Raw genomic sequence first — 26924 nt, forward strand, 5'->3', positions numbered from 1 at the left:
CTCTGCTCTATTTATTTGAACGTACGAGTTCGGCTATGAATGTTCGGCCGGGTTGGTTGATTTTTTTCGTTTCGAGCATCTATATATTGTGTTTTGAAAAAACATAGTATACTATATATAGTGAATAACGAAATGATCAACAATACTAAAAACTAGGTCGTGATGGAATTGATTCAAATCGTATTTGATTCAAAAACAGGAAATGTTCAACGCTTTTTGGACAAGACCCCTTTTACAGACAAACGAAAATTGACTGGAGAAGAGTTTTTGGATACGCCGTTTATTCTCGTCACCTTTACGACAGGATTTGGACAAGTCCCTGGTACCACTCAGTCATTTTTAGAGAAAAATGCGCACCTTCTACTAGGTGTAGCGGTGAGTGGGAACAAAGTGTGGGGAGATAACTTTGCCAAAAGCGCCGATACGATTTCTAAACAATATCAAGTTCCTATTTTGCACACCTTTGAACTAAGCGGAACAAAAAGGGATGTTGAATTGTTTACACAGGAGGTAGAAAGAATTGTCACAAAATCAGGTTCCAAAGTGGATACAATTAAATAACGAGATTATGATTCAAAAAGAAGGAAAGTTTCAGTTCGACAAGGACAAAGAAGCTGTACATAGTTATTTCGTAGATTATATTAATCAAAACACGGTCTTCTTTCATAATCTAGAAGAGAAGATTGATTACTTAATAGAAAACGACTACTATGAGGAAGAATTTTTAAGACAATACAGCATGTCAGATATTAAAGAAGTATTTGAAGCTGCATATGCCAAGAAATTTAGATTCCCATCATTTATGAGTGCGTTTAAGTTTTACAATGACTATGCACTGAAAACAAATGACAAAAAGAAAATCCTTGAACGCTATGAAGACCGCATTTCAGTTGTGGCTCTTTTCTTTGCGGGCGGAGACAAAAAGAAAGCACTTGAGTTTGTGGAACTGATGATCAACCAAGAGTATCAGCCAAGTACACCAACATTCTTAAACGCAGGCCGTAAAAGACGTGGTGAGCTGGTGAGCTGCTTCTTGCTTGAAGTGAATGACTCATTAAACGATATCTCAAGAGCCATTGATATTTCCATGCAGCTGTCTAAATTAGGCGGCGGCGTTAGCTTGAACCTTTCAAAGCTTCGTGCGAAAGGTGAAGCGATCAAAGATGTTGAAAATGCGACCAAAGGTGTCGTAGGCGTCATGAAACTTCTTGATAATGCATTCCGATATGCAGATCAAATGGGACAAAGACAAGGTTCAGGCAGTGCCTACCTGAATATTTTCCACAGAGATATTAATGATTTCTTAGATACGAAAAAAATCTCTGCGGATGAAGATGTTCGTGTGAAAACACTTTCGATCGGTGTCGTCATCCCAGATAAATTTATCGAGCTTGCTAGAGAAGATAAAACAGCTTATACATTCTATCCTCATACAGTTTATAAAACTTATGGACAGCATCTTGATGAGATGGATATGGAAGAAATGTATGACGAGCTTGTAGAAAACCCGAAAGTCAAAAAAGAAAAAGTCAATCCAAGAAAACTTCTTGAAAAATTAGCTGTTCTGCGCTCAGAATCAGGCTATCCTTATATCATGTTCCAAGATAATGTGAATAGAGAGCACGCTCTGAACCATATTTCACGTGTGAAATTCTCAAACCTTTGCTCAGAAGTACTTCAAGCTTCAGAAGTCTCTTCTTACACGGACTATGATCAAGATGATGAGATCGGACTTGATATTTCTTGTAACCTTGGTTCTTTAAATATCATGAACGTGATGAAAAACAAATCCATTGAAAAAACAGTCAAGCTTGCAACGGACTCACTCACACTTGTGTCTGAAACAACAGATATCCGCAATGCACCAGCTGTTAGAAAAGCGAACAAAGCGATGAAGTCAATTGGACTTGGTGCGATGAACCTTCATGGGTATTTAGCTCAAAACCAAATCGCTTATGAAAGTGAAGAAGCAAGAGATTTCGCTAATACGTTCTTTATGATGGTGAACTATTACTCCATTAAGCGTTCAAGTGAGCTTGCAAAAGAAAAAGGGGAAACATTCCACCGTTATGAGGGCTCTGGTTATGCAACAGGTGAGTACTTCAATAAATACGTAGAAAATGATTTCACTCCAAAAACAGAAAAAGCAGCTGCGCTATTTGAAGGCATGCACATTCCAACAAAAGAAGATTGGGCAGCACTCAAAGACTTTGTAGCGGAAAATGGCATGTACCATAGCTATCGATTATGTATTGCGCCAACAGGTTCTATTTCGTATGTTCAATCGGCAACAGCTTCTGTAATGCCAATTATGGAACGTATCGAAGAAAGAACATACGGAAACAGCAAAACGTATTATCCAATGCCAGGACTTTCAGCACAAAACTGGTTCTTCTATAAAGAAGCATACGATATGGACATGTTTAAAGTAGTCGATATGATCGCAACCATTCAGCAGCACGTCGATCAAGGAATTAGCTTTACATTATTCCTAAAAGATACGATGACAACGCGTGACTTAAACCGCATCGATCTTTATGCACACCATAAAGGCATTAAGACACTTTATTATGCAAGAACGAAGGATACAGGGCAGGAAGGCTGTCTTTCTTGTGTTGTTTGATTAAAGGAGAGTTTAACGTGACAAAAATTTATGATGCAGCCAACTGGTCAAAACACGAAGATGATTTTACACAAATGTTTTACAACCAAAACGTCAAGCAATTCTGGCTTCCAGAAGAGATTTCCTTAAACGGGGATCTCTTAACATGGAAATATTTAGGTGAAGAAGAGCGAGATACGTACATGAAGGTACTGGCTGGACTGACGTTACTTGATACAGAACAAGGAAATACAGGAATGCCGATAGTGGCTGAACATGTAGACGGTCATCAGCGTAAAGCCGTGTTAAACTTTATGGCCATGATGGAAAATGCCGTGCATGCAAAATCATACTCAAATATCTTCATGACACTTGCACCGACTGAAACAATTAGTGAAGTATTTGAATGGGTCAAGAAAAATAAATTCTTGCAAAAGAAAGCAGATATGATTGTAAGTCTGTACCGTTCCATTCAAAAGGATGACCCGATTTCCTTATTTAAAGCAATGGTTGCTTCAGTGTATTTAGAAAGCTTCCTATTCTATAGCGGCTTTTACTACCCGCTATATTTCTACGGTCAAGGAAAGCTCATGCAAAGTGGTGAAATCATTAACTTGATTTTGCGCGATGAAGCGATTCACGGTGTGTATGTTGGATTGTTAGCACAAGAAATTTACAACAAGCAAACACCTGACGTGCAAAAAGAGCTTTATGATTTCTCTATCGATCTGCTTAATGAGCTTTATGAAAATGAACTTCATTACACTGAGGATATTTATGACCAAGTCAATTTATCGCATGATGTGAAAAAGTTCATTCGTTACAATGCCAATAAAGCGTTAATGAACCTTGGATTTGCCCCTTACTTTGAAGAAGAAGAGATCAACCCAATTGTATTGAACGGACTCAATACAAAAACAAAGTCACATGACTTCTTCTCAATGAAAGGGAACGGCTACAAAAAGGCAACAGTTGAGCCGTTAAAAGATGACGACTTCTTCTTTGGAGATGAATCATAAGGAAAGCGTAAAAGTCAAAACGCATCACTCGTTTTGGCTTTTTGCCATTTCTAACAATGTGTTACATACTGGAGGTTACCGAACATGGGAAAAATGGACGAAATCATTTTAGTTGCACCTCGCGCACGCGTGTTCCAAAACGAAACACTTGCGTTTAATGGTGTGAATAGTGAAGAGAAAACAATCAACACCATTATGAAAGAAATTGAAGAGCACTTCGAGCAAATGCGAAGAGGCGATGCTGAAGAAAATCCTGACTTTAAGCAGCCAATTCCATATGTTGTCATTAAGCGTGAGGACGAAGTGTATGTATATGAAAGACTTCAAGGTGGGGGAGAGACTCGCTTACATCATAAGTTATCTCTTGGCTTTGGCGGTCATATGAATTTCATTGAAGGAAAAAAATTTGCTGAGATTCTAAAAGAAAATACCGATCGTGAACTGGACGAGGAACTTTCGATTCAAGAAGAAGACAAACTTGAGATGAAAACCCATGGGCTCATTAATGATGATGACAACAGTGTCGGCCGTGTGCACATCGGACTGTTATCAGCCCTTGAATTATCGCCAGGTGCTCATGTAGAAGTAAAAGAAACAGATCAAATCTCAGGGAAATGGATGAAAGTAACAGATTTGAAAAAGCCTGAGTACTTCGATCGTCTTGAAACATGGTCTCAATTTGTCGTGAACATTTTAGCATAATTGGATAGACAACAAACCGGCTCTAAAGATGACTTGAGCCGGTTTGTTTTTTAGATTATTGAAAAACGAATGCGTCGTGACCGGCCTGCTTTAATCGAGCGACGAGGTCATCTGCATTTTGCTTTGAACGGAAAGCGCCAGCTTGGACTCGGTACATGCCGCTATCCAGTACGACCAGCGCTTCAAATCCTTTGGATCTGAGTGTAGCTGCTAGTTCATCCGCATTGGCTTTGACCTTGAAAGCCCCTGCTTGCACTTTATATAGGTTACTTGCTTTTTTTTTCAATTGAAGGGCTTTTTCTAATCCAGTGGCATGAGCACGAGCGATCCCTTGAAGGAAAGTAGTGTTACGGAGCTTATTTGCATCAGCTACCGTATCAATGAAACCGTTTTCAGTTAAAATGGCAGACATAGAAGTTTCCCGCAGAACGTGGAAGTTCGCCGTTTTCTTGCCGCGGTCGGCAAAATCAACGGAGCGGACAATCTCATCATGAAGGGCATTGCGATACGTGGTGGTTGGTGCTGAAACGCCAGGGTACACATAACTTTCAAAACCTGTGCCTCCGCCAGCATTAATATGAATAGACACGAAATAGTCAGCTCCCCAGCTGTTTGCCGCATTCGTACGCTGGGATAACGTGACGGATTGGTCAATTGAACGACTTAAGCGGACGGAAACCCCATCATATTCACTAATCAACATATCTCTCAGAAAAAGCGCAATTTGCAGTGTGATATTTTTCTCCAAAAGTCCATTAGCAGCAGCTCCAGAATCTGTTCCTCCGTGGCCAGGATCAATAAAAATTTTCACCATCTATTCATCACCTCGTCTTTATTTTATGAGGAAATAGAAAAATTGCCTGTACAAAATGCGGAAATCCTCGAGACTCTTTTCTGCACAATTTGTGATGAAAAAGCGCCATTTTTCTTAGAAAAAACAAATTGTTGGTTTGTCCGCCCGAAATGGATGAATACAATGGAAATAGCACATCATTTCCTGGGAAACCGCACAATCCCCTACAATAACCGGTATCTCGGGTCATTTTGACAGTAAACCGATGCTAGTGCGGGCGATTGTCACGATTACAGCTCCACCTGAATAGATTAAAGAGAGAAGAGCGAGAGGTGAATACGTTGGAGCGAGCTGTCACATATAAAAATAACGGCCAAATCAACATTATACTTAATGGACAGAAGCAAGTATTGGTTGATGCAGATTCAGAGGCAGAATACCTAGAGGCCTTGCAAAAAAATGAGGCCAAACACAGCATCTTACGAGAAATAGAACGAGAAATGAACAGCCTTGTCGGGATGGATGAAATGAAACGAAACATAAAAGAAATTTATGCTTGGATTTTTGTGAATCAAAAAAGACAAGAACAAGGATTAAAGGTAGGAAAGCAAGCGCTTCATATGATGTTTAAAGGAAATCCTGGCACAGGGAAAACAACGGTTGCACGGCTTGTCGGGAAGCTTTTCTTTGAAATGAATGTTCTTTCAAAGGGGCACTTAATTGAAGCGGAACGAGGAGATCTGGTTGGAGAGTACATTGGACATACAGCTCAAAAAACAAGAGATTTGATTAAAAAATCACTAGGCGGCATTTTGTTCATCGATGAAGCCTATTCTCTTGCCCGCGGAGGAGAGAAAGATTTTGGGAAAGAAGCCATTGATACCCTTGTAAAACATATGGAGGATAAGCAGCATGAATTCATCCTCATCTTAGCTGGATACTCCAAGGAAATGGATCATTTTCTTTCTCTAAATCCTGGTCTACAATCGAGATTTCCGATCAATATCAACTTCCCTGATTATACGGTCGATCAGCTGATGGATATTGCAAAACGAATGATGGCCGATCGGGAATATGTCTTTACCCAAGAGGCAGAATGGAAACTGCGAGACTATTTAATGCACATCAAGAGCACCACGAGTCCTGCCAAATTCAGCAACGGCCGTTTTGTGCGAAACACCATTGAAAAAGCGATTCGAACTCAGGCTATGAGGCTGCTTCTTGTGGATCATTATGATAAAAAAGACTTACTTACGATTAAAAGCCATGATCTGCAAATGAAAGAGGATACGCCTTCTTGAAATGGCGTATCCTTTTTGTAAAGAGACAAGAAATTAAACCTTCCGAATGGTGGTATACGTGTGGTGTGTTTGGTATGATGGTACTACTGAAACTTAAGTACAGAAAGGAAACAACTGACGTTGAATGAACATGAAATGATCGAAAAAGCGATCCTTGTCGGCTGTCAACTGCCGCATATAACGGATGAACGCTTTCAATATTCTATGGAAGAATTAGCTTCCTTAACCAAAACAGCTGGCGGTGAAGCTGTCAGCATCATGACGCAAAAAAGAAATAGACAAGACAGCGCGACTTACATCGGGAAAGGGAAAGTGGAAGAGCTTGAAGTGCTTTGCGAAGAGTTAGACTGTGACGTTATTATTTTTAACGACGAGCTTTCGCCTAGCCAGTTAAAAGCTTTGGCGACTGCCTTAGATGTGAAAATCATTGACCGTACGCAATTGATTCTAGACATCTTTGCCAAAAGAGCCCGTACAAGAGAGGGGAAGCTGCAAATAGAGCTTGCCCAGCTTCAGTATGCCTTGCCGAGGCTAAGTGGACAAGGGATCAGCCTTTCAAGACAAGGCGGCGGAATTGGCGCAAGAGGTCCAGGTGAAACAAAACTTGAAACAGACAGACGTCATATTCGAAACCGCATACACGAAATTCACGGACAACTGTCTGCAGTCAAAGAACACCGCACGAGATACCGGGAACGACGGAAAAAAAATGGCGTATTCCAAATCGCTATTGTCGGGTACACAAATGCCGGGAAATCAACATTGTTTAACCAGTTAACAGAAGCGGATAGCCATGAAGAAGATTTGCTGTTTGCTACACTTGACCCAATGACGCGTAAAATGACACTTGAATCTGGCTACAGTGTACTGATTTCCGATACAGTTGGTTTTATTCAAGACCTTCCAACCACACTGATTGCAGCATTTCGTTCCACTCTTGAAGAAGTAAAAGAAGCAGACTATTTGCTTCATGTGATCGATTCTTCGAATGAGGATTATGAAGGGCATGAACGAACGGTTCATAAGCTTTTAGAAGAATTAGAAGCTGATCGTATTCCGATGCTGACAGTCTATAACAAAAAAGACCAAATCAGGCCGGATTTTATCCCTTCCTCAAAGCAGCGCCACATTTTAATCAGTGCTAGGCGCGAGGAAGATGTGAAGCGGTTAAAAGCGGATATCATGGCTGAACTGAAAAAAGATTTTTTAAAGCCATATCATGTAAGAATTCCGGCATATGAAGGAAAACTCATATCTGCCTTAAAGTCAGAAACCTTGGTGGAATCACTGGAATTCCAAAAGGAAGCAGAGCTTTATGACATCACTGGATTTAGTGGTGAGGAGCAAACCATATTAGGACAAATCAAGAAGTATATGTTGTAGGAAAGGAATTAAATCACGATGTTTCACACTTTAAAACATGGCACCATTTTAGAAAAAAAAGCAGCAGAAGCAGAACAAGACATTTCACAAATACATCAGCAAATTGATCGAAAGAGCGAACAAAATGAGTGGCGGGTTCTTGAAAGCTACCGGAAACATAAAGTCAGCGACTCTCATTTTAACCCGACAACTGGTTATGGCTACGATGATATGGGAAGAGACACGTTAGAAAAGATCTATGCGGATGTATTTGGAGGGGAAAGCGGTCTTGTACGCCCGCAGATCATTTCTGGAACACATGCCATTTCCATCGCCTTATTCGGTGTGCTAAGACCTGGTGATGAATTGATCTACATGACGGGGAAACCTTACGATACCCTAGAAGAGATTGTCGGGATTCGCGGCAAAGAAGGGACAGGCTCATTAAAAGATTTTCAGATCGATTACAAAGCCATTGATTTGCGTCAAGATGGATCTGTCGATTTCGACAAAGTCAAAGAATCTATTTCCCCAAAAACAAAAGTCATCGGGATTCAGCGTTCTAAAGGCTATGCGTCAAGACCATCCTTTACAATAGAAGAAATTGAACAAATGATTTCATTTGTGAAAGACATCAATGAGGACATCATTGTGTTTGTTGACAACTGCTATGGTGAATTTACTGAATTACAAGAGCCGTGTCATGTGGGCGCAGACCTTATGGCAGGTTCTCTCATTAAAAACCCAGGCGGCGGCCTTGCCAAAACGGGCGGTTACATCGTCGGAAAAGAAAAATGGGTAGAGGCTTGCTCTTATCGAATGACATCTCCAGGCATCGGCAGTGAAGCGGGTGCATCGCTGTATGCGCTTCAGGAAATGTATCAAGGATTTTTCTTAGCACCGCATGTTGTTGCACAAAGTTTAAAAGGCGCCGTGTTTACAGCGCGTTTTCTTGAAAAACTCGGGTTCCAAACAAACCCGGCGTGGAATGCGAAAAGAACCGACTTGATTCAATCTGTAGAATTTGGAGACCCTAAAAAAATGATTGCATTTTGTCAGGCGATTCAATATGCATCACCGATTAACAGTCATGTCACACCGCATGCAAGCTATATGCCGGGATACGAGGACGATGTGATTATGGCAGCGGGCACATTTGTCCAAGGAGCCAGCATTGAATTATCAGCTGATGGTCCGATTAGACCGCCTTACACAGCCTATGTTCAGGGCGGTCTCACGTATGCCCATGTGAAAAATGCCATTTGCAGTGCTGTAGATGCCTTACTAGAGCAAGGTTTTATTGAAGTGCCTGCTCGATAAAAAAATCCATGTTAATATTCCTAACATTTCGTTGACACATAATATAACATGACATATAATAAATTTAAGCAAAGAGGAGGAGACAGTTGAGATGAGTGATAACATTCGCCGCTCAATGCCTTTATTCCCAATTGGGATTGTCATGCAGCTAACAGAATTATCTGCAAGACAAATTCGCTATTATGAGGAAAATGGTTTAGTATTTCCAGCTAGAAGTGATGGGAATCGCCGATTGTTTTCTTTCCATGATGTTGATAAATTACTAGAAATCAAAAACCTCATCGAACAAGGTGTAAACATGGCAGGCATCAAAAAACTTTTTGCCAAAGCTGAGGCAGAAAATCCATCGTCTGAAACAAAGACAGAGGAGAAAACCACAGCGAAGCACAACTTGACAGATGATGAACTCAGGAAGCTACTGAAGAAGGAACTCATTCAGGCTGGACGTTTCCAACAAGGAACGACCTTTAGGCAGGGGGATATGTCAAGGTTCTTCCGTTAACCAATTAGCAAAAGCATTGCTATACACATTTTACCTTTTGTAGGGGAGGAGTTTTACGAAATGGCAAAGTACACAAGAGAAGATATCGTAAAATTAGTAAATGAGGAAAACGTAAAGTACATCCGTCTGCAATTTACAGACATTCTCGGAACAATTAAAAATGTTGAGATTCCTGTGAGCCAGTTAGAAAAAGCTCTCGATAACAAATGTATGTTTGATGGTTCATCTATTGAAGGGTTTGTACGTATCGAAGAATCAGATATGTACCTATATCCAGATCTAAACACGTTTGTTATTTTCCCTTGGACAGCAGAAAAAGGTAAAGTTGCACGCTTTATTTGTGACATTTATAAGCCAGACGGAACACCATTTGATGGAGACCCTCGTAACAACTTAAAGCGTATCTTGAAGGAAATGGAAGAACTAGGATTTAGTGATTTCAACCTTGGACCTGAGCCAGAATTCTTCTTATTTAAATTAGACGAAAAAGGCGAGCCAACGCTCGAACTAAACGATAAAGGTGGATACTTTGACCTTGCACCAACAGATCTAGGCGAAAACTGCCGCCGTGACATCGTGCTTGAGCTTGAAGAAATGGGCTTTGAAATTGAAGCGTCTCACCACGAAGTAGCACCTGGACAGCATGAAATTGACTTCAAATATGCAGGCGCTATCCGCTCTTGTGATGACATTCAAACGTTCAAACTCGTTGTTAAAACAATTGCGAGAAAGCACGGACTTCATGCGACATTCATGCCAAAACCATTGTTCGGTGTAAACGGATCTGGTATGCACTGTAACCTATCATTATTCAAAAATGGCAAAAACGCATTCTTTGATGAAAAAGCAGATTTACAATTAAGCGAGACAGCTAGACACTTTATCGCAGGTATCGTGAAGCACGCAACAAGCTTCACAGCGGTCACAAACCCGACGGTGAACTCTTACAAACGTCTTGTTCCTGGCTATGAAGCACCTTGCTACGTAGCATGGAGTGCACAAAACCGCAGCCCATTGATTCGTATTCCAGCATCACGCGGCATTAGCACACGTGTAGAAGTACGCAGTGTAGACCCATCTGCAAACCCATACCTTGCACTAAGTGTATTACTTGCAGCAGGTCTAGACGGAATCAAAAACAAACTAGACGCACCAGCGCCAATCGACAGAAACATCTATGTCATGGACAAAGAAGAGCGCCTTGAAAACGGCATCGCTGACTTACCTGCAACACTTGCAGAAGCACTTGAGCTGCTCAAGTCAAACGAAGTCATGATCAACGCACTAGGCGATCACTTATTCGAGCACTTCATCGAATCAAAAGAAATCGAATGGGATATGTTCCGCACCCAAGTACACCCATGGGAACGCGATCAGTATATGTCTCAGTATTAATAAAGAAATCCTCTTGGAGCCATTGGCTTCAGGGGGATTTTTGTTTTTATGAGTGTTTCTTATATTTTAAAATGAAGCAGGCACCACCCACCATTCACCCACAAAAAAGTGATAAAAAACCACTCCATTATCTTGGAGATATACTCTTCATAATTATTCATTGAATCTGTGTCTATTTTTTCTAGTATGAGGTCCAAGCCAACGAAGCTGTACCTATGCAGAAAGATGAGAAGCAGCTACTAATGATTAGATTGCCCTCAAAGTGTGCAAGACGATTCTGACGAGAATGATTAAAAAGAAGAGGAAGACGGGGCTGCCTAAGATGGCACGCAAACGATCAAAACGGTGGTTCCTACTTTATCGCTTAGAGGATGGACATCGTGTTCATCTATATGAACTGCTTAGTCGGATCAGGAAAAGGTGGAGGATTATCAGATGAAAAACAAATTCTTAGAAGGAGACTGGATTAAAGCATCTAAGAAAGGAAAAAGAGAACAACTTAATAAAGCAGGTTATGTACTTAAAGTAGCCGAGGATGATATTTTAGTAAGGTTCCTTAGTGGTAATACTTTGGTTGTTCCAAAGTCTTGGGCTGAAAATTTGGATGAGGCACTTATTGTTGTAATATCATCGGTTGGGAATTATGGGTTACAAGAAAAGAGTGATATACTCTACCCTGCTAAATTTGAAGGTGTTATCGCTGTAGGAGCATTAAATATGAACGGTGATATATGGAAAGGGACAACTGTAGGTAATGGCCTTAAATGTGTTACTTCCGGGGCATTATATAAAAAGTTATTCAAAAGATGGTTCTTTTTTATATAGTAGTGGTACTTCAATGGCGGCTGCCTACATGGCAGGTCTTGCTGCTCTCTTTTTTGAAGAATATTCTTCTTATAATAAATCCACAATCTCTAAAAAATCATGGGAAAAAATCAAAAATTCAGATAAAATAAATGGGTATTCAGTTATGGATACAGTTAAATTTTTTTGAGAAACTAGGGTTTATATGAAGAATAAGCTTATTTTAGTAGTACTGTCTTTTATTCTATGTTTTTCGCGGTGACTCCAGCATATTCTTAGAGCGTAACTTCACTGAATAGTGAACTTGTGGTTAGTGATCAATTGATTGAACAAGATACGAGGATACCAGTATAGATGTTTCAAACTTTAATAAAGAATTTGACTTTCTTTTGAATGATCCAGTATTTATTGAAATAGAAGAAACTTTAGCGTTACAGAGTCAGAATGCTGAATTGAAAGAAGACAGTGTAACTGGTCAGTGGATACCGGTGGTGGCTGCTGCTTTAAGATTATTAATTTCTCAAGTTGGAAAAAAGGGAATGCAAAAAGGATGGAAAGTAGCTAGACCATATGTGCAGAAAGCATTAAAGGCGCCTCAAAATCGTATTATTGATGGCCCTGGATCAGGAGGGTGCATTATACAGGTACGTAGCAAAAAAACCACTATTCAGACTAGATTATGCACCTATAAAACATGGAAGACCTGCTGTTCTGCATTATCATGTTCCACCAAATCTAGAAGATCATCATGTTATTTTCTAAAGGGGAGATCAACGTTGCTTAACTTAGACGATACAATGCATTTGCATGTAGGCTATTATGAAAATGATTTAGATTATGAAGGAGTGTTTTTAAAAAGTTTAGATTCAGGGAAATGGTTATTGTTTTTTTATCAAGAAAGCTATGGTATAAAACTTGAACAAAAATATGAAAAATATGATGATTTTGTTTTGTTGGTTGGAGAGTATAATATTGATGATGAAGATATTGAGGATAAAGGTGATGCATTGTTCGAACAATTTCTAAAAGAAAATGGTTTAATAAAAGCATAGCGTTTTTGTGTGATACGTTACAATAAATAAAATGATATAGAAGAAGATATCTTTATCTGTTTAAAGACTGTTATGTAGACTTTAAAACTTTTCTAGAAGTATATTGATTCTGAAGGCGATGCGTTTTGGGAATAATAGAACCAAAGTGTCCATGTTTATGGGCACTTTTTTTATTTTCATTGCCGAGAAAAAGCGAACATGAATATTTTGTCCAGAAAGAAGAACCTGCGGACGCTGATCATTGGGCGCTTTAAGTGCCACACAATGGGTGTCCACTTTTATGTTGTGTTTTTTGTATCTTTACTCCTATTTAATGACAGCCATCACGTTGGTAAAATTGACCTTGTTAATGGATAGAAGGGAGTGACTTCTTCTGGGGAAGATACTTGATGCTAAAGCACTAATCAGTGCCATGGACGCAAGGGCGAAACATTATCAGGAACTCCGCGAACAAATGATTGATTTAAAAAAGGCACTACAAGGCGTGGCAAACCTCGGTGATGATTTCACTGGAAAAGGTGCGGTTAACATTAAAAGCTTTTATAAAGAACTAGCGGGTAATGTAGACATGTTTATCAGCTTTATTGATAAGCAAAAAGCGTTCCATGAAGGTGTTTCTGGTACGCTTGATGATACGAGCTATGGCGGGGACACCTTCGTAGAAGAACACTTTTTAGACAACGCTGTACATATGGGCATCAAAAACGCCAAAAGCATTGTGAAGGATCAAAAAAATGCTCTTAAAACGATTTTTGAAGATATCGATGACCTCATTTCACTGGAGGTATTCGATAGCAAAACCAAGCCTTATTCCGCAGCGTAAGGAAGGTGGGAAGAGGGTAACACTTAAGCATTTCCTCCAATTATTGAAAGGGTCGAAGCACTTTTAAAAGCATGTCCGTTATCTTTGAGTACCCTGAAGATTAAAAAGTACGCAACTTCTGAATTGGAAGTTGCTCTATGTTATTTACTCCTAAAATAACTCAAGATGGCATTTATAATTAAGGTGATCACAGATGCAATCAGTAAAGATATACTGATTGCACCCAGTCCTAAACCTTCCCACTTTCCTACGAAAAAACTGATTAATAATAAGATCATACTGATGAAGATGAGAATTGATGGTATTCCATACTGTAAAGGTGCATTCTTTCTTTTAAAGATAACAGAAACAACAAGTATAACGATCGTAAGGATAACTGTTAGCAGCCAAAATGATGACATTTATTGACCTTCCTTCTTCTAAAAATATATGAAATTATTTTATTTCCTCATCCATTACTTTCTTATACTTTTCAAATTCAGCATCTTTCATTTCACCGTTCATTTGTAATAAAAAGTTTCCTTTTGAATAGGTGTGAGAGAAGAACATAGATCCAGCATTGCCTAACTCATCATAATAGGATTTCGCCTGCTGTAAATCAGTTTCATTTCCAAATTTAAAAATCCTTCCGCCAGCATTTTCACCTAAGGAAGGAACGAGAATTCTTTTTCCTTCTTCTCTTATATTTCCAAACTCTTTTTGTTTAAGATCAGATGGTTTTTCTGCTTCAAGGCCAGCACTTTTAAAAGCTTCAATAATATTGGCTGTCGTGAGCTGTTTTTCATTTGATGCTGCGCTACTGCAAGCTGTTAGCATCATTAAACAAATAAAAATGAATATAGATAATTTCTTCATATTGGATCCTCCTGATTTTTAGGTGCAAAGGAAATTTTACATGAAGTACCTTCTTTTTACTATCGTTTCGACAAAAATAGACAACGTGAATGACTAAGTAACTAAGGTTCTTCTTTTATTTTGCCTAAATTGTTAAATATACTCAGCAAGATGGTATACTTATGTGCATATTTTACTAGGAGGCATTCATCTTGAAATCATTTTGGGAAATAGACGAGGAAGGTTACTATACGTTAAAAAAGATCAACGAAGCAGAAATAGCTAAAGCTGAAAAGAAACTTGGTGTCACTTTGCCAGATACATATAAAAAGCTCATATTAGAGCAGAATGGTGGTAATACCATTCATAATGCTTTTCCAACCACTCACTCTAATTCATGGGCTGAGGATCATATTCAATTTAATCACCTGCTGGGAATTGCTGAAGATGAAGGAATTATGGATAGTGCCTATTTAATAAAAGAGTGGGAGCTGCCAGAAGGGCTTGTTTTGATTTTTGGGGATGGTCACACTTGGGTAACGATGGATTATCGAAAAACGAAAGAGAATCCTGCAATTCATTATTATGATGTTGAGATGGAAGAAGACTTTAAGTTAGCAGATTCCTTTGATGAATTCATTGAGGGGCTTTATACAGTTGAGTACAGTGTTGATGAGGAAGCAGCAGAGGGTGAATATGAACTTTCTGAAGTTCATTTAAGTAAAGAAGAACTTGAAGCCATATTTGAATTGGACGTCCTTGATGAAGAGAATCTTTATAAAATTCAATATTACCCGATGGTTGATTTGAACGAAATTGAATGGTTTTTTAAAAAGATGCAATATCACATTGAAAAAACAAAAGATGAAGATGATCTTTATGAAGTAGCTTCTACGGTTAACAACGCTCTCTTATTGAATCCAAATATGCCAATCAACGATAAAATTAATGAGATTTTACAGCAAATAGCTAAATTTCTAGAAAAAAATGATGAACCACTATTAGTGAATCTCGGAGAACATATTGCTATGAAAACAAGTTTCCTTTATTAAGCTTTGATCTGGCATAGGCTGTCCATACTGATGGAAGATCATTTTAGGAAAAAATGCAAAAGAGAGCATTCTGTCTAGAGTTGCTCTCTATATTACATCTGTTTTTATTAATCAGTAATTCAGTGCTTAAAAATCCAATAAATCAAGGTTGATGATCCACGAAGACATATAAAGACAATATAGTACACTTGTGGGAACGCGATCAGTATATGCCTCAATATCACTTCTAAGCAATTCTTCATGTTTTGAAGAGGAAACGCTTCTTCTATGTAATAAACTTACGCTAGAAAACATTTGTTACTTCTTGTGTTACAGTATACCTATGTTTAACTATTCACTGCCATGTCATTCCTATTTTAATGCGTTCTACACAAAACATACCTTTTATAAATAAACATTATTGTATTTTGCGGGATACCGAAAACTTTTAAAATAAGCACCTTGTCTTTACATATGTTGTAAATGTCATGTTAAAATTATACAAAGGAAATGATAGCAAGGGGGTAATGGAATGTCGAATTTGATTGCTTCTGTAGATGTAGCAAACACTCTCAACAAATGGTATTTACATATTAAAAAGAGAGAAGTTTCACAAGCAGTAGAGTTGAGGGATGAGATTCAAGATATGTTAGGCGAAATGGAAGAAAATCAAGATGTTTTACTCTATTTCAATATTCTTGATTACAGGTTTAAGGTGCTTATGGAAGATTTAGTTGGGCAACCAACCATAACAGAAAGTGAAAGAGTCAAAACAGATGACATGCTAAGGTTTTACTTTTATCTTTTTAAAGGTATGTATGAGAGTGCAAAGAATAACTATTCAGAAGCTCTAGTCCTATTCAGAGTAGCTGAGAGACAACTGGACAAGGTACATGATGAAATTGAAAAGGCCGAATTCCATTATAAAATTGGTACACTCTACTATTTCAATAAGGTCACGCTCCTTTCTCACCATCATCTACAAACAGCAAAGGACATCTACAAGGGTCATGAAGGCTACAGCATACAGACCATAAACTGTAATATGTTGTTGGCACTGAATTTGATTGATGATGGTAGACTAGACAAAGCTGAAAAAATGCTTTTGGATTGTGTTGAGAGACTAATTGAAAAGAATGATAAGAGATTGTTAGCGTTAGCTTATTATGATCTAGGATTTCTAAAAATTCAGGATGACCACCATATAGAAGCAATTGAATATTTCAACAAAGCAATTTCCGCAGATGATCTAAAACAGTCAGCTCCCGTTTCATACTTACAATGTGCGTATGAATTTGCAAGATCAAGCTATAAATCAAATCAGTTGGATCAGGCAATAAGTTGGGTTGCTGAGGGGAAAGCCTTTTCTAAAGAACAGCAGAACACAAACTTTATTTTGAAATTCAATATCCTTGAGAAATGTTATACAACACCACAGGAAAGCTCTGAGGATATTAAGAAAGAACTAGGACTTTTGGAAGAAAGAAAAGCATATGTTGATATAGAGGCTTTAGCTCCTGATGTTGCCTCCATTTATAAGAAGTTAAATCTTTATGAAGAAAGTAACTATTTCTTGGAATTGGCTTTAAAATCTTGTACGCTTATAGGAAAGGAGGTCATATGATCATGAAAAAAGTAATGATGATGATTACTACTGCTTTGCTATTAGGTACAATTCTTGGAATGCCTGTTGTACAACAAACTCAGTCAGATGTTAAAGATGAGATAGTGTTACTTTCCTCAAGAGGTGCAGGATCATAAAAGGGATAGGGTTTTAATTCATCACTGCGAAGTATAATTGTTTAAAAAACGATAAAGTGGATTAAAGCGTCAAGCTCCTTATGGTATAAAAGAATATGCCATAAAGGAGTCTTTTTTATATGAAAATATTAGATGCTCCATTTGCTTTGATGGCAGCGTATAGAGATACTAAAAAACAAATGAATGTATTAAGCTTTTTGAAGAGGAAACTTTTAGTGTCCGTTAGAGGAACGCTGGCTATTACCCAATTTCACTGTATATATTTATGCGAGAGCTGTATAAAGCATGGGATTCTGAAAATCCGAAAAAATGTATGAAGAATTTCAGGATGTTTTTATGAAGAAAGAGAAGAAAAGAATTTTGAGGTAAAAACAAATATAGTACATACTTTCAATTTTATTACTTAACTCCTAAATATGGAACTGACTGTAGAATGTTAAGACTGATTGTTTTATAATTTCACGGTAACATAACGTAATTAAAAGTATAAAACGTAAGTGAAAGTATATCGGAGGATTTGGATGATAAAAAAAGAAGTTTTTCAAATAGTTTTGTTTACAGTCCTTTTGGCAATTTTTCTTTATCAAGGTGTACAAAGAGATTTTCCTTTTGAATATCTGATTACCTTAGTTGTGTGCTATGTTGCTGTAATAGTTTATAGAATTATAAAAGTAATGAAATATAAAAAGGAGCAAAGTACAGTTAAGTAGTTTGAGCTATTTTTGTTTCCGTTGGTCGCAATCACTTTTTGGATCAGACGTATGAGGTCATGGCTCTTTGGCATGTTGACATTAAGAATTTTATAATGAACTAAATTTAACTTCGGAGGTGCTTTTATATGTCTATTCAAGTAGATGATGATGATGTTTTAGAGATGTGTAATATATATGCTCAAGAAACTCATCACAGAGAAGCATTGATTTTAGGAAACAGGAAGGGTCTATTGGAATTAAAAAATGCGATAGATCAGGCTTTAAAAAACGGTAGTGCTGTTGCAAATTTATACCCATCTGATTTTGAAGGGTATGAAACTTGTATTGCTCTAGTGGATGATGAAAAGCAGTTTGAGAAATTAATTACTCCTTATGTAGAGGAATATACACAAGATGATGATGCGATTGATCCAATTAATATTATTAAAGAGTACGATTCCAAAAAAGAAAAACCCTTATAATAGGGTTTTTCTTTTATTATTTAGTGGAGTATAGTTTCACCTTTTTTAGCTTTGTGTCTACTTGGAGTAAGGGGTGGAGAAAGTTATGTAGGTGTGAAAATAAATAAATGGTAAACAGAATATTACAGGGTGGCATTACAACCCCAAGTGATTTGAGATGCAAAAAATTAATAAGTGTCTTAATGATTGCTATCATAATTTGATGAAGTTGTGATGGAGTTTGAACGTGAAAGTAATCTATGTGAGTACTGCCTACCGAAGTGTAGACTATAAGAGCAACTTTGCTAAATCATTTTTGAAAGGTCTTAAAAAATATGATATCGTTGAGAAAAAATTGTTGGGGGGATGTAAATGAAACGCACATTATATATGTTGTTAGGAGCCATCATTTTAACTTATTTTACTTTGATTTTACCTTTTTCAAAAATATACAACAGTGGACTGTTTGAAGTATTGTCTTTTTGGTTAATTCTAATCTTTGTATTTTCTTATAATAATAAAAACCATACTTGAGATATTTACGATTTTTTCTTTATATGGTAGTGTGTGGGCGGAGGTGTTTGGGATGAAAATCAGGTTCATACTCATTTTACTAGCTTTCGTATTCTCATTGACAATGTTTGGGGGTATTTCAAGTGCAAAAAGTAAGGAAACTAAAGATAATACAAGCCAAGAACATTCAGTCAAACTTGAAGTTGTCAAGTCTACTACATATTATAATTCACTAGATGGAGAACGAATTGAATATAATTCTGAGAATGAAAAGCGGATTGCAAAAACAAAATTAGAGGACATAAAGAAGTATAAAAAGCTCACAGGAAAAAGTATTTCATACGAAGATGTAGGGTTGAAAGATAATGGTGATTTAGGAGAATCTGATAAAATACATACCTTATCATCTTTACCGCCAACCGATCCGGCAACAAATAGCAAACTGCTTATTTCTCAACAAGTTTTTTATAAAGGTACATCTGGAACTAATTATAAATATCAATATCATTCTTATGCCGAATGGTTTAAAAAGCCTGTTAACCATAAAAAAGATGCGTTTGCAGTAGCTTGGGATACATCTGCAGTCCCATTATCAGGTACTTTTGAGGGGTATTGGCAGCAACAAAAGGCCGTTGCTGACGGTAAAGGTGGCCTCACACATGTAACAGAAGATAAACAACTATCAGCTGATACAGACTCATACAAAAATTATGGTCATGGAGTTATTCTTTCACCTGGCTATGGAGATACTCAATTTATAACGATGGATAGAGATGTACTCGTTCCAACGTCTAAAAAAGGAGATCCTGCAAATATTATCACAAAATATCATCACACTTATGCAACAATAAATGGTATTTCCATTAGTGTTGGCCCAGCTTCAATAAGTTTTAGCGATAGTTGGGGAGATGATTTAGTTACAGAATATAGCTTTGTATATGGAGATAGATAAGAGAAGAGTGAAGCCCTTCTCTTTATTAGGATTGCTTTAATTCCTATTAATAACAGGATCTCATAAATAAGTATGTTCAAATCCTTCAAAATTGGTTAAAAAACGATAAAGTGGATTAAAGTGTCAAGCTCCTTATGGTATTCTAGTAAAAGAATATGCCATAAAAGGAGTCTTTTTTATATGAAAATATTAGATGCTCCATCTTTACTATCAGCTGTAGAACAGAGATCAAAGGCCTATCATGAGCTTCAAGAAGAAATGAAACTTGTGAAAAAAGCATTAAAAAGTGTGTCGGGCTTAGGTGATGAATTTACTGGAAAAGGTGCAGACAATATCAAATCTTTTTATGAGGATCTTGCGCTGTACACAGACACATATCTTGATTTTATCGATATGCAGAAAGCTTTTTTAGATGGGGTGAAAGGAAAGCTTGATGATGAATCATTAGGCGGGAGTACTTTTATTGATGAGCACTTTTTAGACACTCAATTGAAACAAGGGATTCAGAACAATAAAGATATGGTCAAAGAACAAAAAGAGGCACTTTCCACTATTTTTGATGATATTAGTGATTTAATTGAATTACATACTTTTTCAAGTAAAGAGGTCAATGAACATTTAGACGATGCGAACAAAAAAAGAAAAGTGACCATTGAAGTTTTACATCAAATAGACAATGATTTAAAAACGGAATACGCAAAGTCAGAAGCGGTTGAGAACCACCTCAACACTTTTTATGCAAAGATGATGGCTGCTACTGGAAAAGGAAAGAATGCTCAGCCAATGTATTATGATGCAAAAGCATTTCATGAGACAGATGTGTACAAGAACCATGATCAGATTGATGCTCAAGTGAAAGCCTATTTAAAGGTGAAAAAAGAAGAACAAGAAAAACGAAGAATCAGAGAATTGAAAGAAAAGCTCAATGATCCTTCGTGTCTATCAGAAGCGAAATACTTTGAGATTGTAGATGAGATCGGTTATGAGAATCTCACATATGATCAAAAAATGTATTACAGTCAGCTTCTCCAAATCAAAGCACAGGAAGAAGCATCGGAGGTGTTCATTGATAGTGTAAAAGGTGCTGCAGTGGGTCTATATGATGTGGCAAAAGATACAGTGACCGGAATCTATGATCTTGTCACTGATCCTGGTGGGGCTGTGGAATCAGTCGTAACGGCTGTTTCTCATCCAATTGAAACGTCGAAAGCGATTGGAAAGTCGATTTCAGACTCATTCCAAAAAGAAGTCATAAATGGTGACGCGTATTCACGGTCACACTGGTTCGCCTATGCGACTGGTTCTCTTGCAGAAATTGTCTTTGGTTCTAAAGGGGCAGGAGCCATCACAAAAACAGGGACAACAGCTGCCAAAACAACAGTGAAGAAAGGCCTTGAACAAGGGGCAAAATCAATAGATAGAGTCTCTATTCCGAATCTATTGCCATACTCACCAAAGTTTCAAATGGCTGGTGGACCGAAGCTGCCGTATAACGTGTTTGACGGAGAAAATCTCAAAAATAAACTTCTCTCCATGGCAAAGCGTCTAGACAACAACTCAGGATACGGTATCTCTCAGACAGGCAGAAGATTACCGGCACCAAAATCACCACCGACCGTTGTCAGTTACGGAGATCATTATGTGAGATGGAAACGCAAGAAGGTATTAAAACCGAATGTCGTTTATTCAACAAAGCAAGGTTACACCTACACAACAGATCACTATGGTCGCATTGTCAAAGTCGAAGCAAGTGATTTAAAATATGGAGAGGTCAAAAGAAACCAATATGCTCAATCCAATTCAGGAAAGCCGGATCGATTGCTGGATGATGATGGTGGTCATCTGATAGCGTCTATTTTTAAAGGTTCTGGTGATATTGATAATCTGGTGCCGATGAATTCGCAGATTAATCGTAGTGGCGGGAAATGGTATGAGATGGAACAAAAATGGAGAAAAGCATTAGCATCTGATCCACCAAAGCGTGTAGAAGTTATAATTGAGCCGAAATATTTAAATGATTCAATTAGACCCTCTGAGTTTGGTGTGTTTTATAGCATAGAAGGAAAAGAAAAGTATCTAATTATTGAAAATAAAATCGGAGGGTGAATAATATGGAAAACATAACAATAGATTCTATCTATCAAAAAATAGCTGAACTTATTCATGATAACATTCCAGTTGAATGGGAAAAAATACGAATGTATACGGAAGTGGTCAAACACGAAGCAGAAATAACTTTTTACTTTAGAAAAAAGGGTGATAAGGAGTTTATTTACGGGCACAATATACCTAAATTATTTAATATCAGTAGATCAATATATATGGATTTTTTAGTTGAGTTAACACGATTATTTAGACAGTTAAAAACATTTTATGAAAAAAATAATTATGGTTCATGGACTAATCTCACGCTTGAGATGGAGCATTCAGGTAAATTCTCGATTGAATATGGGTATGAAGATATTTTCTCATTAGGTATTGATGGTGATCAAAGAATAGCCGTTTGGGAATACGAAACGTTCGGATTTCTACCTGAAGATGAGGAAGATAAAGAAGCTGTGCTAAATTATTTGAAAAATAAAGAAGAAAATAGAAAATAGCAAATGACCCTCCAAATAAATGAAGGAGGGTTTTTGTAATACTTGTTTCATAAGAATTTATCGCTCTACTTATTTAAACCGATAAACCGTAACTTCACACTCACCAAGGACCTCTTCTATCATCTCTCGAACAATCGTCCAATCGCCGCCTGCCAAGCCGCAGCCGATCCCATAAGGAATGGCGATAGAATGAAGGGGGTTCTTTTCATTTGGATTTGTCACTGTCTGTTTTAGATGTTCAAAGCAGCTGCGTAATGCGTCGTCATCTGTTTGTTTTGTTTTTCTTCCGTATCCAACTTGGGCGAATAAGTTGGCAATGGTTTTTCCGTCGCTCGTTGTGATGAACTGGACGGAGCTTAATAAATCATCTCCTTGTTCTGCACATAACCGTTTATAGTCTTTATACACATTTGGGTATTTGCTTTTGATTTGCTTTGCTAATCCTGCTCCCATGACACCCTTACAATTCACTTGGTGACAGATGATGTCTTCTTCTGCGTCTAAGATATTGCCTTCTACCGTTTTAATCATTTTAAGTCATCCCTTTTCAATAAAATGCAAACTTATGTTCTATTATATCAGTTTTGATGACATTATGTTTAAAAAAATGGATACGTTCATACGACCAAATTGGCAAAAAAAGTCCATGACATCTAAAATAGTGAAAGATAAAGAAAAAGTAGTAAGGAGAGTCTTATGGATAAAATAGAAACAAATCGTTTAATTCTTAGACCATTTCGTGATGAAGATGCACCCGGAATGCTTGCATACTTGTCTCAACCAAGAGTGAATTGTTTTCTGGATGATCAAATTTTTACATTAGAAGAAGCGGTCGCTAAGGTGCAAAAAAGAAAAGCAGATCACTCTTATATGGCGGTTTGTTTAAAAGAAAGTCAGTTGATTATCGGTGAACTGTTTCATTTAAAAGATGAGCCGGACACGTATTCGATTGGCTGGAATTTTCATGCGTCATATGAAGGGAAGGGATATGCCCGTGAAAGTGCAGAAGCTCTCTTGTCGTATCTATTTGTCAATCAAGGAGCAAGACGCTTATATGCATATGTAGAGGATGACAATGATCGATCTCAAACATTATGTGAGCGTTTAGGCATGAGGAAGGAAGGCCTCTTTCTTGAGTTTGTTTCATTTACTACAAATGAAGATGGCACACCTAAATATGAAAATACCTATCAATATGCTTTGCTGAAAAAAGAATGGGAGCAGTATCATTCTAAATAGTGCATGGTTTCTTGGTATTGGGATGACAACGAAGTGACAAAAATGTGAGATGATCCCTTTGTTTTGTTCGCTCGATCGATGTCACGGTCTTCTTTTTTCATTTATCCTTTTCCTAAACGAAGCAAAAGGAATGAAATGAGATGCAGGAGTTTAATGAACGGGTTTTTCGGTCGATTAATCAGCTTAGTATGAATCACGATGTCTTAAATCCAGTTCTTATTGGATTGGCTGAATATTCAGTGATGTTCATTGCAATCATGTTTTTGATCATGTGGTTTCAAAACCGAAGCAGAAAAAACAGATGCATGATGATATCTGCTGGGTTGACCTTTATCTTGGCAGAGATGCTAGGGAAAGTCGCTGGGCTCTTTTATTCCAATCAGCAGCCCTTTGCAGAATTGAATCAAGTCAACCTTTTAATCGAAAAGGAAGTGAACAACTCTTTTCCGAGTGATCACACCATTTTTATTTTTTCCATTTGTATGGTCTTTTGGCTTTTCCACAAGCGTCATATTTATTGGCTTTTCATTGCCTGCGCTGTAGGATTTTCAAGGATTTGGGTAGGTGTTCATTATCCATTTGATGTGTTGGCAGGTGCTGTGATCGCTTGTTTAACGGCAGTAACGGTTGTTTATTTGCCGCTATTCCAAAAGGGCGTTAATGTACTTCTGTCGTGCTATGAATGGGTGGAGCAGAAATGGACAGGAGAGAGAACCAAATAAAATGTAAGTCCACGAAAAAACACCCCAATCTGTTATGAAAACAGATCGGGGTGTTTATTATTTTCGCCAAAATGTGGAACAATCTGCTTTGTCTTCAATGTTAAATTCGATGATTTTTTTTAGGAGAGGGTAGTCAATCGGTAAGCTTTCCTTCATCCGAAACATCTTTTTTCCATGGTCATAACCAGCTTGTACAATATCTGTTGAAAAGTGATCAATCCCTTTTCCTTCTGGCGCAACAGAAATGTGGTGTTTTGCGACGCTAAATCCGATAATAAATGTGCCATGATCTGTGAACATGGGCTGATTCCAAGCAATTCTTGGCTCTAATTGAGGGAATGTGTCTGAAATCCATTGTAAGATGTCTTGTGTGCGCTGTTTCAGCTCTGGATGACCGATATTGCTTACATATTCTTCAAAAACCTGCATTGTTTTCATCCTCCATATTCATCAAGCCTCAGACGGGATTCGAACCCGCACTCCTTTCGTAAGCATAGGCTAGGGGGCAACACGCTTCCCTACGGAATTTCACCGACAGGAGTTTCACCTGTCTCAGCTCATTTGCTTTTCGGTGCTTCTGAAACCCTTGCCTTGCGACCCGCTAGCTACAATTGTTTTACGGCGCTCTTCCCTTCTAGAGCTACTGAGGCACGGAAGTTCTTGTTCATATTATATAGAGAAACTTGAAAAATGAAAAGCAGTGCTCATGATTCAGGGCCATCGCACAAAATAGGCAATGGAATAAAACCAATCAACGGTGTCTTTTGATAAAAAAAGACGGAATTTTTAGTGTATGCATCATTGACTAGGAGAAAGAAACGCAATAACGAAGGAATCGGTTATTGAAGATTCAAGTGATTCATATTAAAATGATGTCAAATGGACTAATTAGCAATTGCTAATAGAAGTTCCATATTTAGTGAAATCATGTGGTGTAGCTGAAGGTGATTGGGGGTGTAGAATGAGCAAAGTTCCTGTGGCGGAATTGGCATCACTATTAAATGACTGGAACATGGAAATCAAAAAAGATCATGCAGATGAGGCAGAACGGCTATTTGCTAAAGCGAAACAGGCAGTAGAGGAAATTGATGATGCTGACATCCTCATGTATTATTCTCTTCTAGAGAAAAGGCATCATATTCTGATGTACAATTTAAGAGGGCAAAAAGGCAATGTTTCAACGAAAAGTATAGAAGGCCATTATGGGAAAAAAGATGATGATTTGTCTAATCGCCTTGCTTATTATTTTGATTTTTATGAGGGTGTGTATGAACAGCATCAGGGGAATTATGAGGTTGCATTACAGATGTATCAAAGTGCGGAAAAGCTCTTAGATAAAATTCCGAGTGAAATTGAACGCGCTGATTTCGATTTTAAGGTCGCGTGGCTTTACTATCGCCTGAGTCATATTATGCTTTCATTAAGTTATATTCGCAGGGCTCTACACGTCTATAAACGTCACAAGCAATATGAAAGAAGAACTGCACTTTCATATTCTCTTATTGCAGCCAACCTTACAGAGATTGGCAGGTACGAAGAAGCGCTTGAGAATTATCGTTTGGCGGAAGAGGTGTTGACGAGCGAACAGGATGATTTTATGCTGGCTCAGCACCATCATAATGTGGCCATTTTATATTCATTTTGGAATAAACCGAAAGAATCCATCAGCCATCTTGAAAAAGCATTGTCTCATCAAGAGTATTATGATTCAGATTTCTTTTTCCATTCTACGTATCTGATCAGCCGGGAACTCTGTGTGATTGGTGAAAAGCAGCGCGCAAGCCAGTATATAGAGGCTGCATATGCACGAATAAAAGATGCTTCTCATGAAGTGTTTCAGCTCAAAATAGGCATCGTACATGATCTTTACTTAACGAATGTGCCACAAAGATTTCAGCAAATTAATGAGAAATTAAGAAAGTTAGAAGAAAAGAATGAATATCATGAAGTGAAAGAGCTTTCTCACTTTGCTGCAAAGTATTGTGAAAAGCAAGCACTTTATGAGCAGTCTGTTTTTTACTTGAATAAAAGTTTAGAAGCGGATTTACATATGAAAAGAATGGGGTTGATATAAGATGAAAACAGGATTAAAAGTATTATTCGTTGTGGGTTTAGCGGTCGCTGCGGCTGTTTTAACTGAAAATGTAGCGGGTTCTTTCGAAGTAGCAGAAAAAATCATTGGTGGTTAATCACCCAATCATATCTCGCCCTTGTTGATGATCATCAGCAAGGGTTTTTTATATGGGTGAAAATAGGCTCTTCTTATTAAACGCTGCAAGAACGTTTAATAAGAAGAATTCGCAACAAAGGGGGTGTGCAAATTTGTTACCTGCTCCATTATTCTAAATAAACATAGGGCAGAGCAACAAGTTAAAAAGGTCACCTTTCTTTGCTTAATTTAATTTTTTGCAGGACTTTTCATTCAAATTTTATGAAATTGGTCT

At 37.8% G+C, this 26924-nt stretch carries 28 protein-coding genes and 1 pseudogene; 24 read left to right on the forward strand and 5 right to left on the reverse strand.

Annotated features, from left to right (window positions below):
* Positions 1-168 precede the first annotated feature (168 nt).
* From nrdI to BA79_RS03345, 4 genes are all read left to right on the forward strand, one after another.
* Positions 169-561, forward strand: a complete 393-nt coding sequence (nrdI, locus tag BA79_RS03330; protein ID WP_017359034.1) for a class Ib ribonucleoside-diphosphate reductase assembly flavoprotein NrdI — start codon at positions 169-171, stop codon at positions 559-561.
* Entirely contained in the window at positions 521-2623 is a 2103-nt protein-coding gene (gene nrdE, locus BA79_RS03335; RefSeq protein WP_019743850.1) for a class 1b ribonucleoside-diphosphate reductase subunit alpha, read from the forward strand. The genes nrdI and nrdE overlap by 41 nt, the downstream gene beginning before the upstream one ends.
* Before the next feature lie 17 nt (positions 2624-2640).
* Entirely contained in the window at positions 2641-3621 is a 981-nt protein-coding gene (nrdF, locus tag BA79_RS03340) for a class 1b ribonucleoside-diphosphate reductase subunit beta (protein ID WP_035700843.1), read from the forward strand.
* 84 nt (positions 3622-3705) lie between these two features.
* Positions 3706-4323 carry a hypothetical protein gene (locus tag BA79_RS03345; RefSeq protein WP_035700846.1) on the forward strand — a complete coding sequence of 206 codons (618 nt, stop codon included), beginning with the start codon at positions 3706-3708 and terminating at the stop codon, positions 4321-4323.
* A gap of 55 nt (positions 4324-4378) precedes the next feature.
* Here BA79_RS03345 and BA79_RS03350 read toward each other — a convergent pair whose 3' ends face one another.
* Positions 4379-5137 carry an N-acetylmuramoyl-L-alanine amidase gene (locus tag BA79_RS03350; RefSeq protein ID WP_035700849.1) on the reverse strand — a complete coding sequence of 253 codons (759 nt, stop codon included), beginning with the start codon at positions 5135-5137 and terminating at the stop codon, positions 4379-4381.
* Positions 5138-5457: 320 nt separating this feature from the next.
* Between BA79_RS03350 and spoVK the strand changes: the two genes are divergently transcribed.
* The 9 genes and pseudogenes from spoVK to BA79_RS03400 all read left to right on the forward strand — a co-directional run.
* Entirely contained in the window at positions 5458-6417 is a 960-nt protein-coding gene (spoVK, locus tag BA79_RS03355) for a stage V sporulation protein K (RefSeq protein ID WP_008344008.1), read from the forward strand.
* Between the two features lie 120 nt (positions 6418-6537).
* A complete protein-coding gene (gene hflX / locus BA79_RS03360) occupies positions 6538-7800 on the forward strand; it encodes a GTPase HflX (protein WP_017367291.1) in 1263 nt (420 codons plus the stop codon).
* Between the two features lie 18 nt (positions 7801-7818).
* The gene (locus BA79_RS03365; protein ID WP_035700853.1) at positions 7819-9099 is read left to right on the forward strand and encodes a methionine gamma-lyase family protein; all 1281 of its coding nucleotides are present in this window, start codon (positions 7819-7821) and stop codon (positions 9097-9099) included.
* 91 nt (positions 9100-9190) lie between these two features.
* Positions 9191-9601: a MerR family transcriptional regulator gene (locus BA79_RS03370; RefSeq protein ID WP_007499423.1), complete on the forward strand. Its 411-nt coding sequence runs from the start codon at positions 9191-9193 to the stop codon at positions 9599-9601.
* Between the two features lie 60 nt (positions 9602-9661).
* The gene (glnA, locus tag BA79_RS03375; RefSeq protein ID WP_007499421.1) at positions 9662-10996 is read left to right on the forward strand and encodes a type I glutamate--ammonia ligase; all 1335 of its coding nucleotides are present in this window, start codon (positions 9662-9664) and stop codon (positions 10994-10996) included.
* 435 nt (positions 10997-11431) lie between these two features.
* A complete protein-coding gene (locus tag BA79_RS03380) occupies positions 11432-11821 on the forward strand; it encodes a S8 family serine peptidase (RefSeq protein ID WP_035700856.1) in 390 nt (129 codons plus the stop codon).
* A gap of 13 nt (positions 11822-11834) precedes the next feature.
* Positions 11835-11990 carry a hypothetical protein gene (locus tag BA79_RS19785; protein WP_263490855.1) on the forward strand — a complete coding sequence of 52 codons (156 nt, stop codon included), beginning with the start codon at positions 11835-11837 and terminating at the stop codon, positions 11988-11990.
* 199 nt (positions 11991-12189) lie between these two features.
* Entirely contained in the window at positions 12190-12852 is a 663-nt protein-coding gene (locus BA79_RS19675; RefSeq protein ID WP_224559748.1) for a DUF3986 family protein, read from the forward strand.
* 373 nt (positions 12853-13225) lie between these two features.
* Positions 13226-13654: pseudogene (locus BA79_RS03400) on the forward strand (T7SS effector LXG polymorphic toxin); the annotation flags it as partial.
* 161 nt (positions 13655-13815) lie between these two features.
* Here the strand turns inward: BA79_RS03400 and BA79_RS03405 are convergent.
* A complete protein-coding gene (locus tag BA79_RS03405) occupies positions 13816-14076 on the reverse strand; it encodes a YesK family protein (protein ID WP_035700867.1) in 261 nt (86 codons plus the stop codon).
* 34 nt (positions 14077-14110) lie between these two features.
* Entirely contained in the window at positions 14111-14530 is a 420-nt protein-coding gene (locus BA79_RS03410; protein WP_024720408.1) for a hypothetical protein, read from the reverse strand.
* 191 nt (positions 14531-14721) lie between these two features.
* Between BA79_RS03410 and BA79_RS03415 the strand changes: the two genes are divergently transcribed.
* From BA79_RS03415 to BA79_RS03450, 8 genes are all read left to right on the forward strand, one after another.
* Complete coding sequence (locus BA79_RS03415; RefSeq protein WP_035700871.1) at positions 14722-15561, forward strand: SMI1/KNR4 family protein; 840 nt, start codon at positions 14722-14724, stop codon at positions 15559-15561.
* Positions 15562-16072: 511 nt separating this feature from the next.
* Positions 16073-17164, forward strand: coding sequence for a Rap family tetratricopeptide repeat protein (locus tag BA79_RS03420; RefSeq protein WP_035700873.1), 1092 nt, complete (start codon positions 16073-16075; stop codon positions 17162-17164).
* A gap of 2 nt (positions 17165-17166) precedes the next feature.
* A complete protein-coding gene (locus BA79_RS19790) occupies positions 17167-17301 on the forward strand; it encodes a hypothetical protein (protein WP_255201816.1) in 135 nt (44 codons plus the stop codon).
* Between the two features lie 521 nt (positions 17302-17822).
* Positions 17823-18011, forward strand: a complete 189-nt coding sequence (locus BA79_RS03430) for a hypothetical protein (RefSeq protein WP_025207373.1) — start codon at positions 17823-17825, stop codon at positions 18009-18011.
* A 128-nt stretch (positions 18012-18139) separates the two neighbouring features.
* Positions 18140-18475 (forward strand): hypothetical protein, encoded by a 336-nt coding sequence (locus BA79_RS03435; protein WP_025207374.1) that lies wholly within the window; start codon positions 18140-18142, stop codon positions 18473-18475.
* Between the two features lie 565 nt (positions 18476-19040).
* Positions 19041-19919 carry a hypothetical protein gene (locus tag BA79_RS03440; protein ID WP_035700877.1) on the forward strand — a complete coding sequence of 293 codons (879 nt, stop codon included), beginning with the start codon at positions 19041-19043 and terminating at the stop codon, positions 19917-19919.
* 180 nt (positions 19920-20099) lie between these two features.
* On the forward strand, positions 20100-22025 hold the full coding sequence (locus BA79_RS03445; protein ID WP_035700879.1) for a T7SS effector LXG polymorphic toxin: 1926 nt from the start codon (positions 20100-20102) through the stop codon (positions 22023-22025).
* Positions 22026-22030: 5 nt separating this feature from the next.
* A complete protein-coding gene (locus BA79_RS03450) occupies positions 22031-22519 on the forward strand; it encodes an immunity protein YezG family protein (protein ID WP_035700881.1) in 489 nt (162 codons plus the stop codon).
* A gap of 69 nt (positions 22520-22588) precedes the next feature.
* Here the strand turns inward: BA79_RS03450 and BA79_RS03455 are convergent, their stop codons facing one another.
* Positions 22589-23050, reverse strand: a complete 462-nt coding sequence (locus BA79_RS03455; RefSeq protein ID WP_035700884.1) for a macro domain-containing protein — start codon at positions 23048-23050, stop codon at positions 22589-22591.
* A gap of 165 nt (positions 23051-23215) precedes the next feature.
* Between BA79_RS03455 and BA79_RS03460 the strand changes: the two genes are divergently transcribed.
* Both BA79_RS03460 and BA79_RS03465 read left to right on the forward strand, forming a co-directional pair.
* Positions 23216-23758 (forward strand): GNAT family N-acetyltransferase, encoded by a 543-nt coding sequence (locus BA79_RS03460; RefSeq protein WP_035700887.1) that lies wholly within the window; start codon positions 23216-23218, stop codon positions 23756-23758.
* Positions 23759-23898: 140 nt separating this feature from the next.
* Entirely contained in the window at positions 23899-24480 is a 582-nt protein-coding gene (locus BA79_RS03465) for an undecaprenyl-diphosphatase (protein WP_035700890.1), read from the forward strand.
* Positions 24481-24537: 57 nt separating this feature from the next.
* Here BA79_RS03465 and BA79_RS03470 read toward each other — a convergent pair whose 3' ends face one another.
* Positions 24538-24909, reverse strand: a complete 372-nt coding sequence (locus BA79_RS03470) for an iron chaperone (protein WP_035700892.1) — start codon at positions 24907-24909, stop codon at positions 24538-24540.
* A gap of 532 nt (positions 24910-25441) precedes the next feature.
* On the opposite strand from BA79_RS03470, the gene BA79_RS03475 reads away from it, so the two are divergent.
* Positions 25442-26554 (forward strand): response regulator aspartate phosphatase, encoded by a 1113-nt coding sequence (locus tag BA79_RS03475; protein WP_008343950.1) that lies wholly within the window; start codon positions 25442-25444, stop codon positions 26552-26554.
* Positions 26555-26924 lie beyond the last annotated feature (370 nt).

The organism is Bacillus altitudinis 41KF2b (assembly GCF_000691145.1).
Taxonomy (GTDB): Bacteria; Bacillota; Bacilli; order Bacillales; family Bacillaceae; genus Bacillus; species Bacillus altitudinis.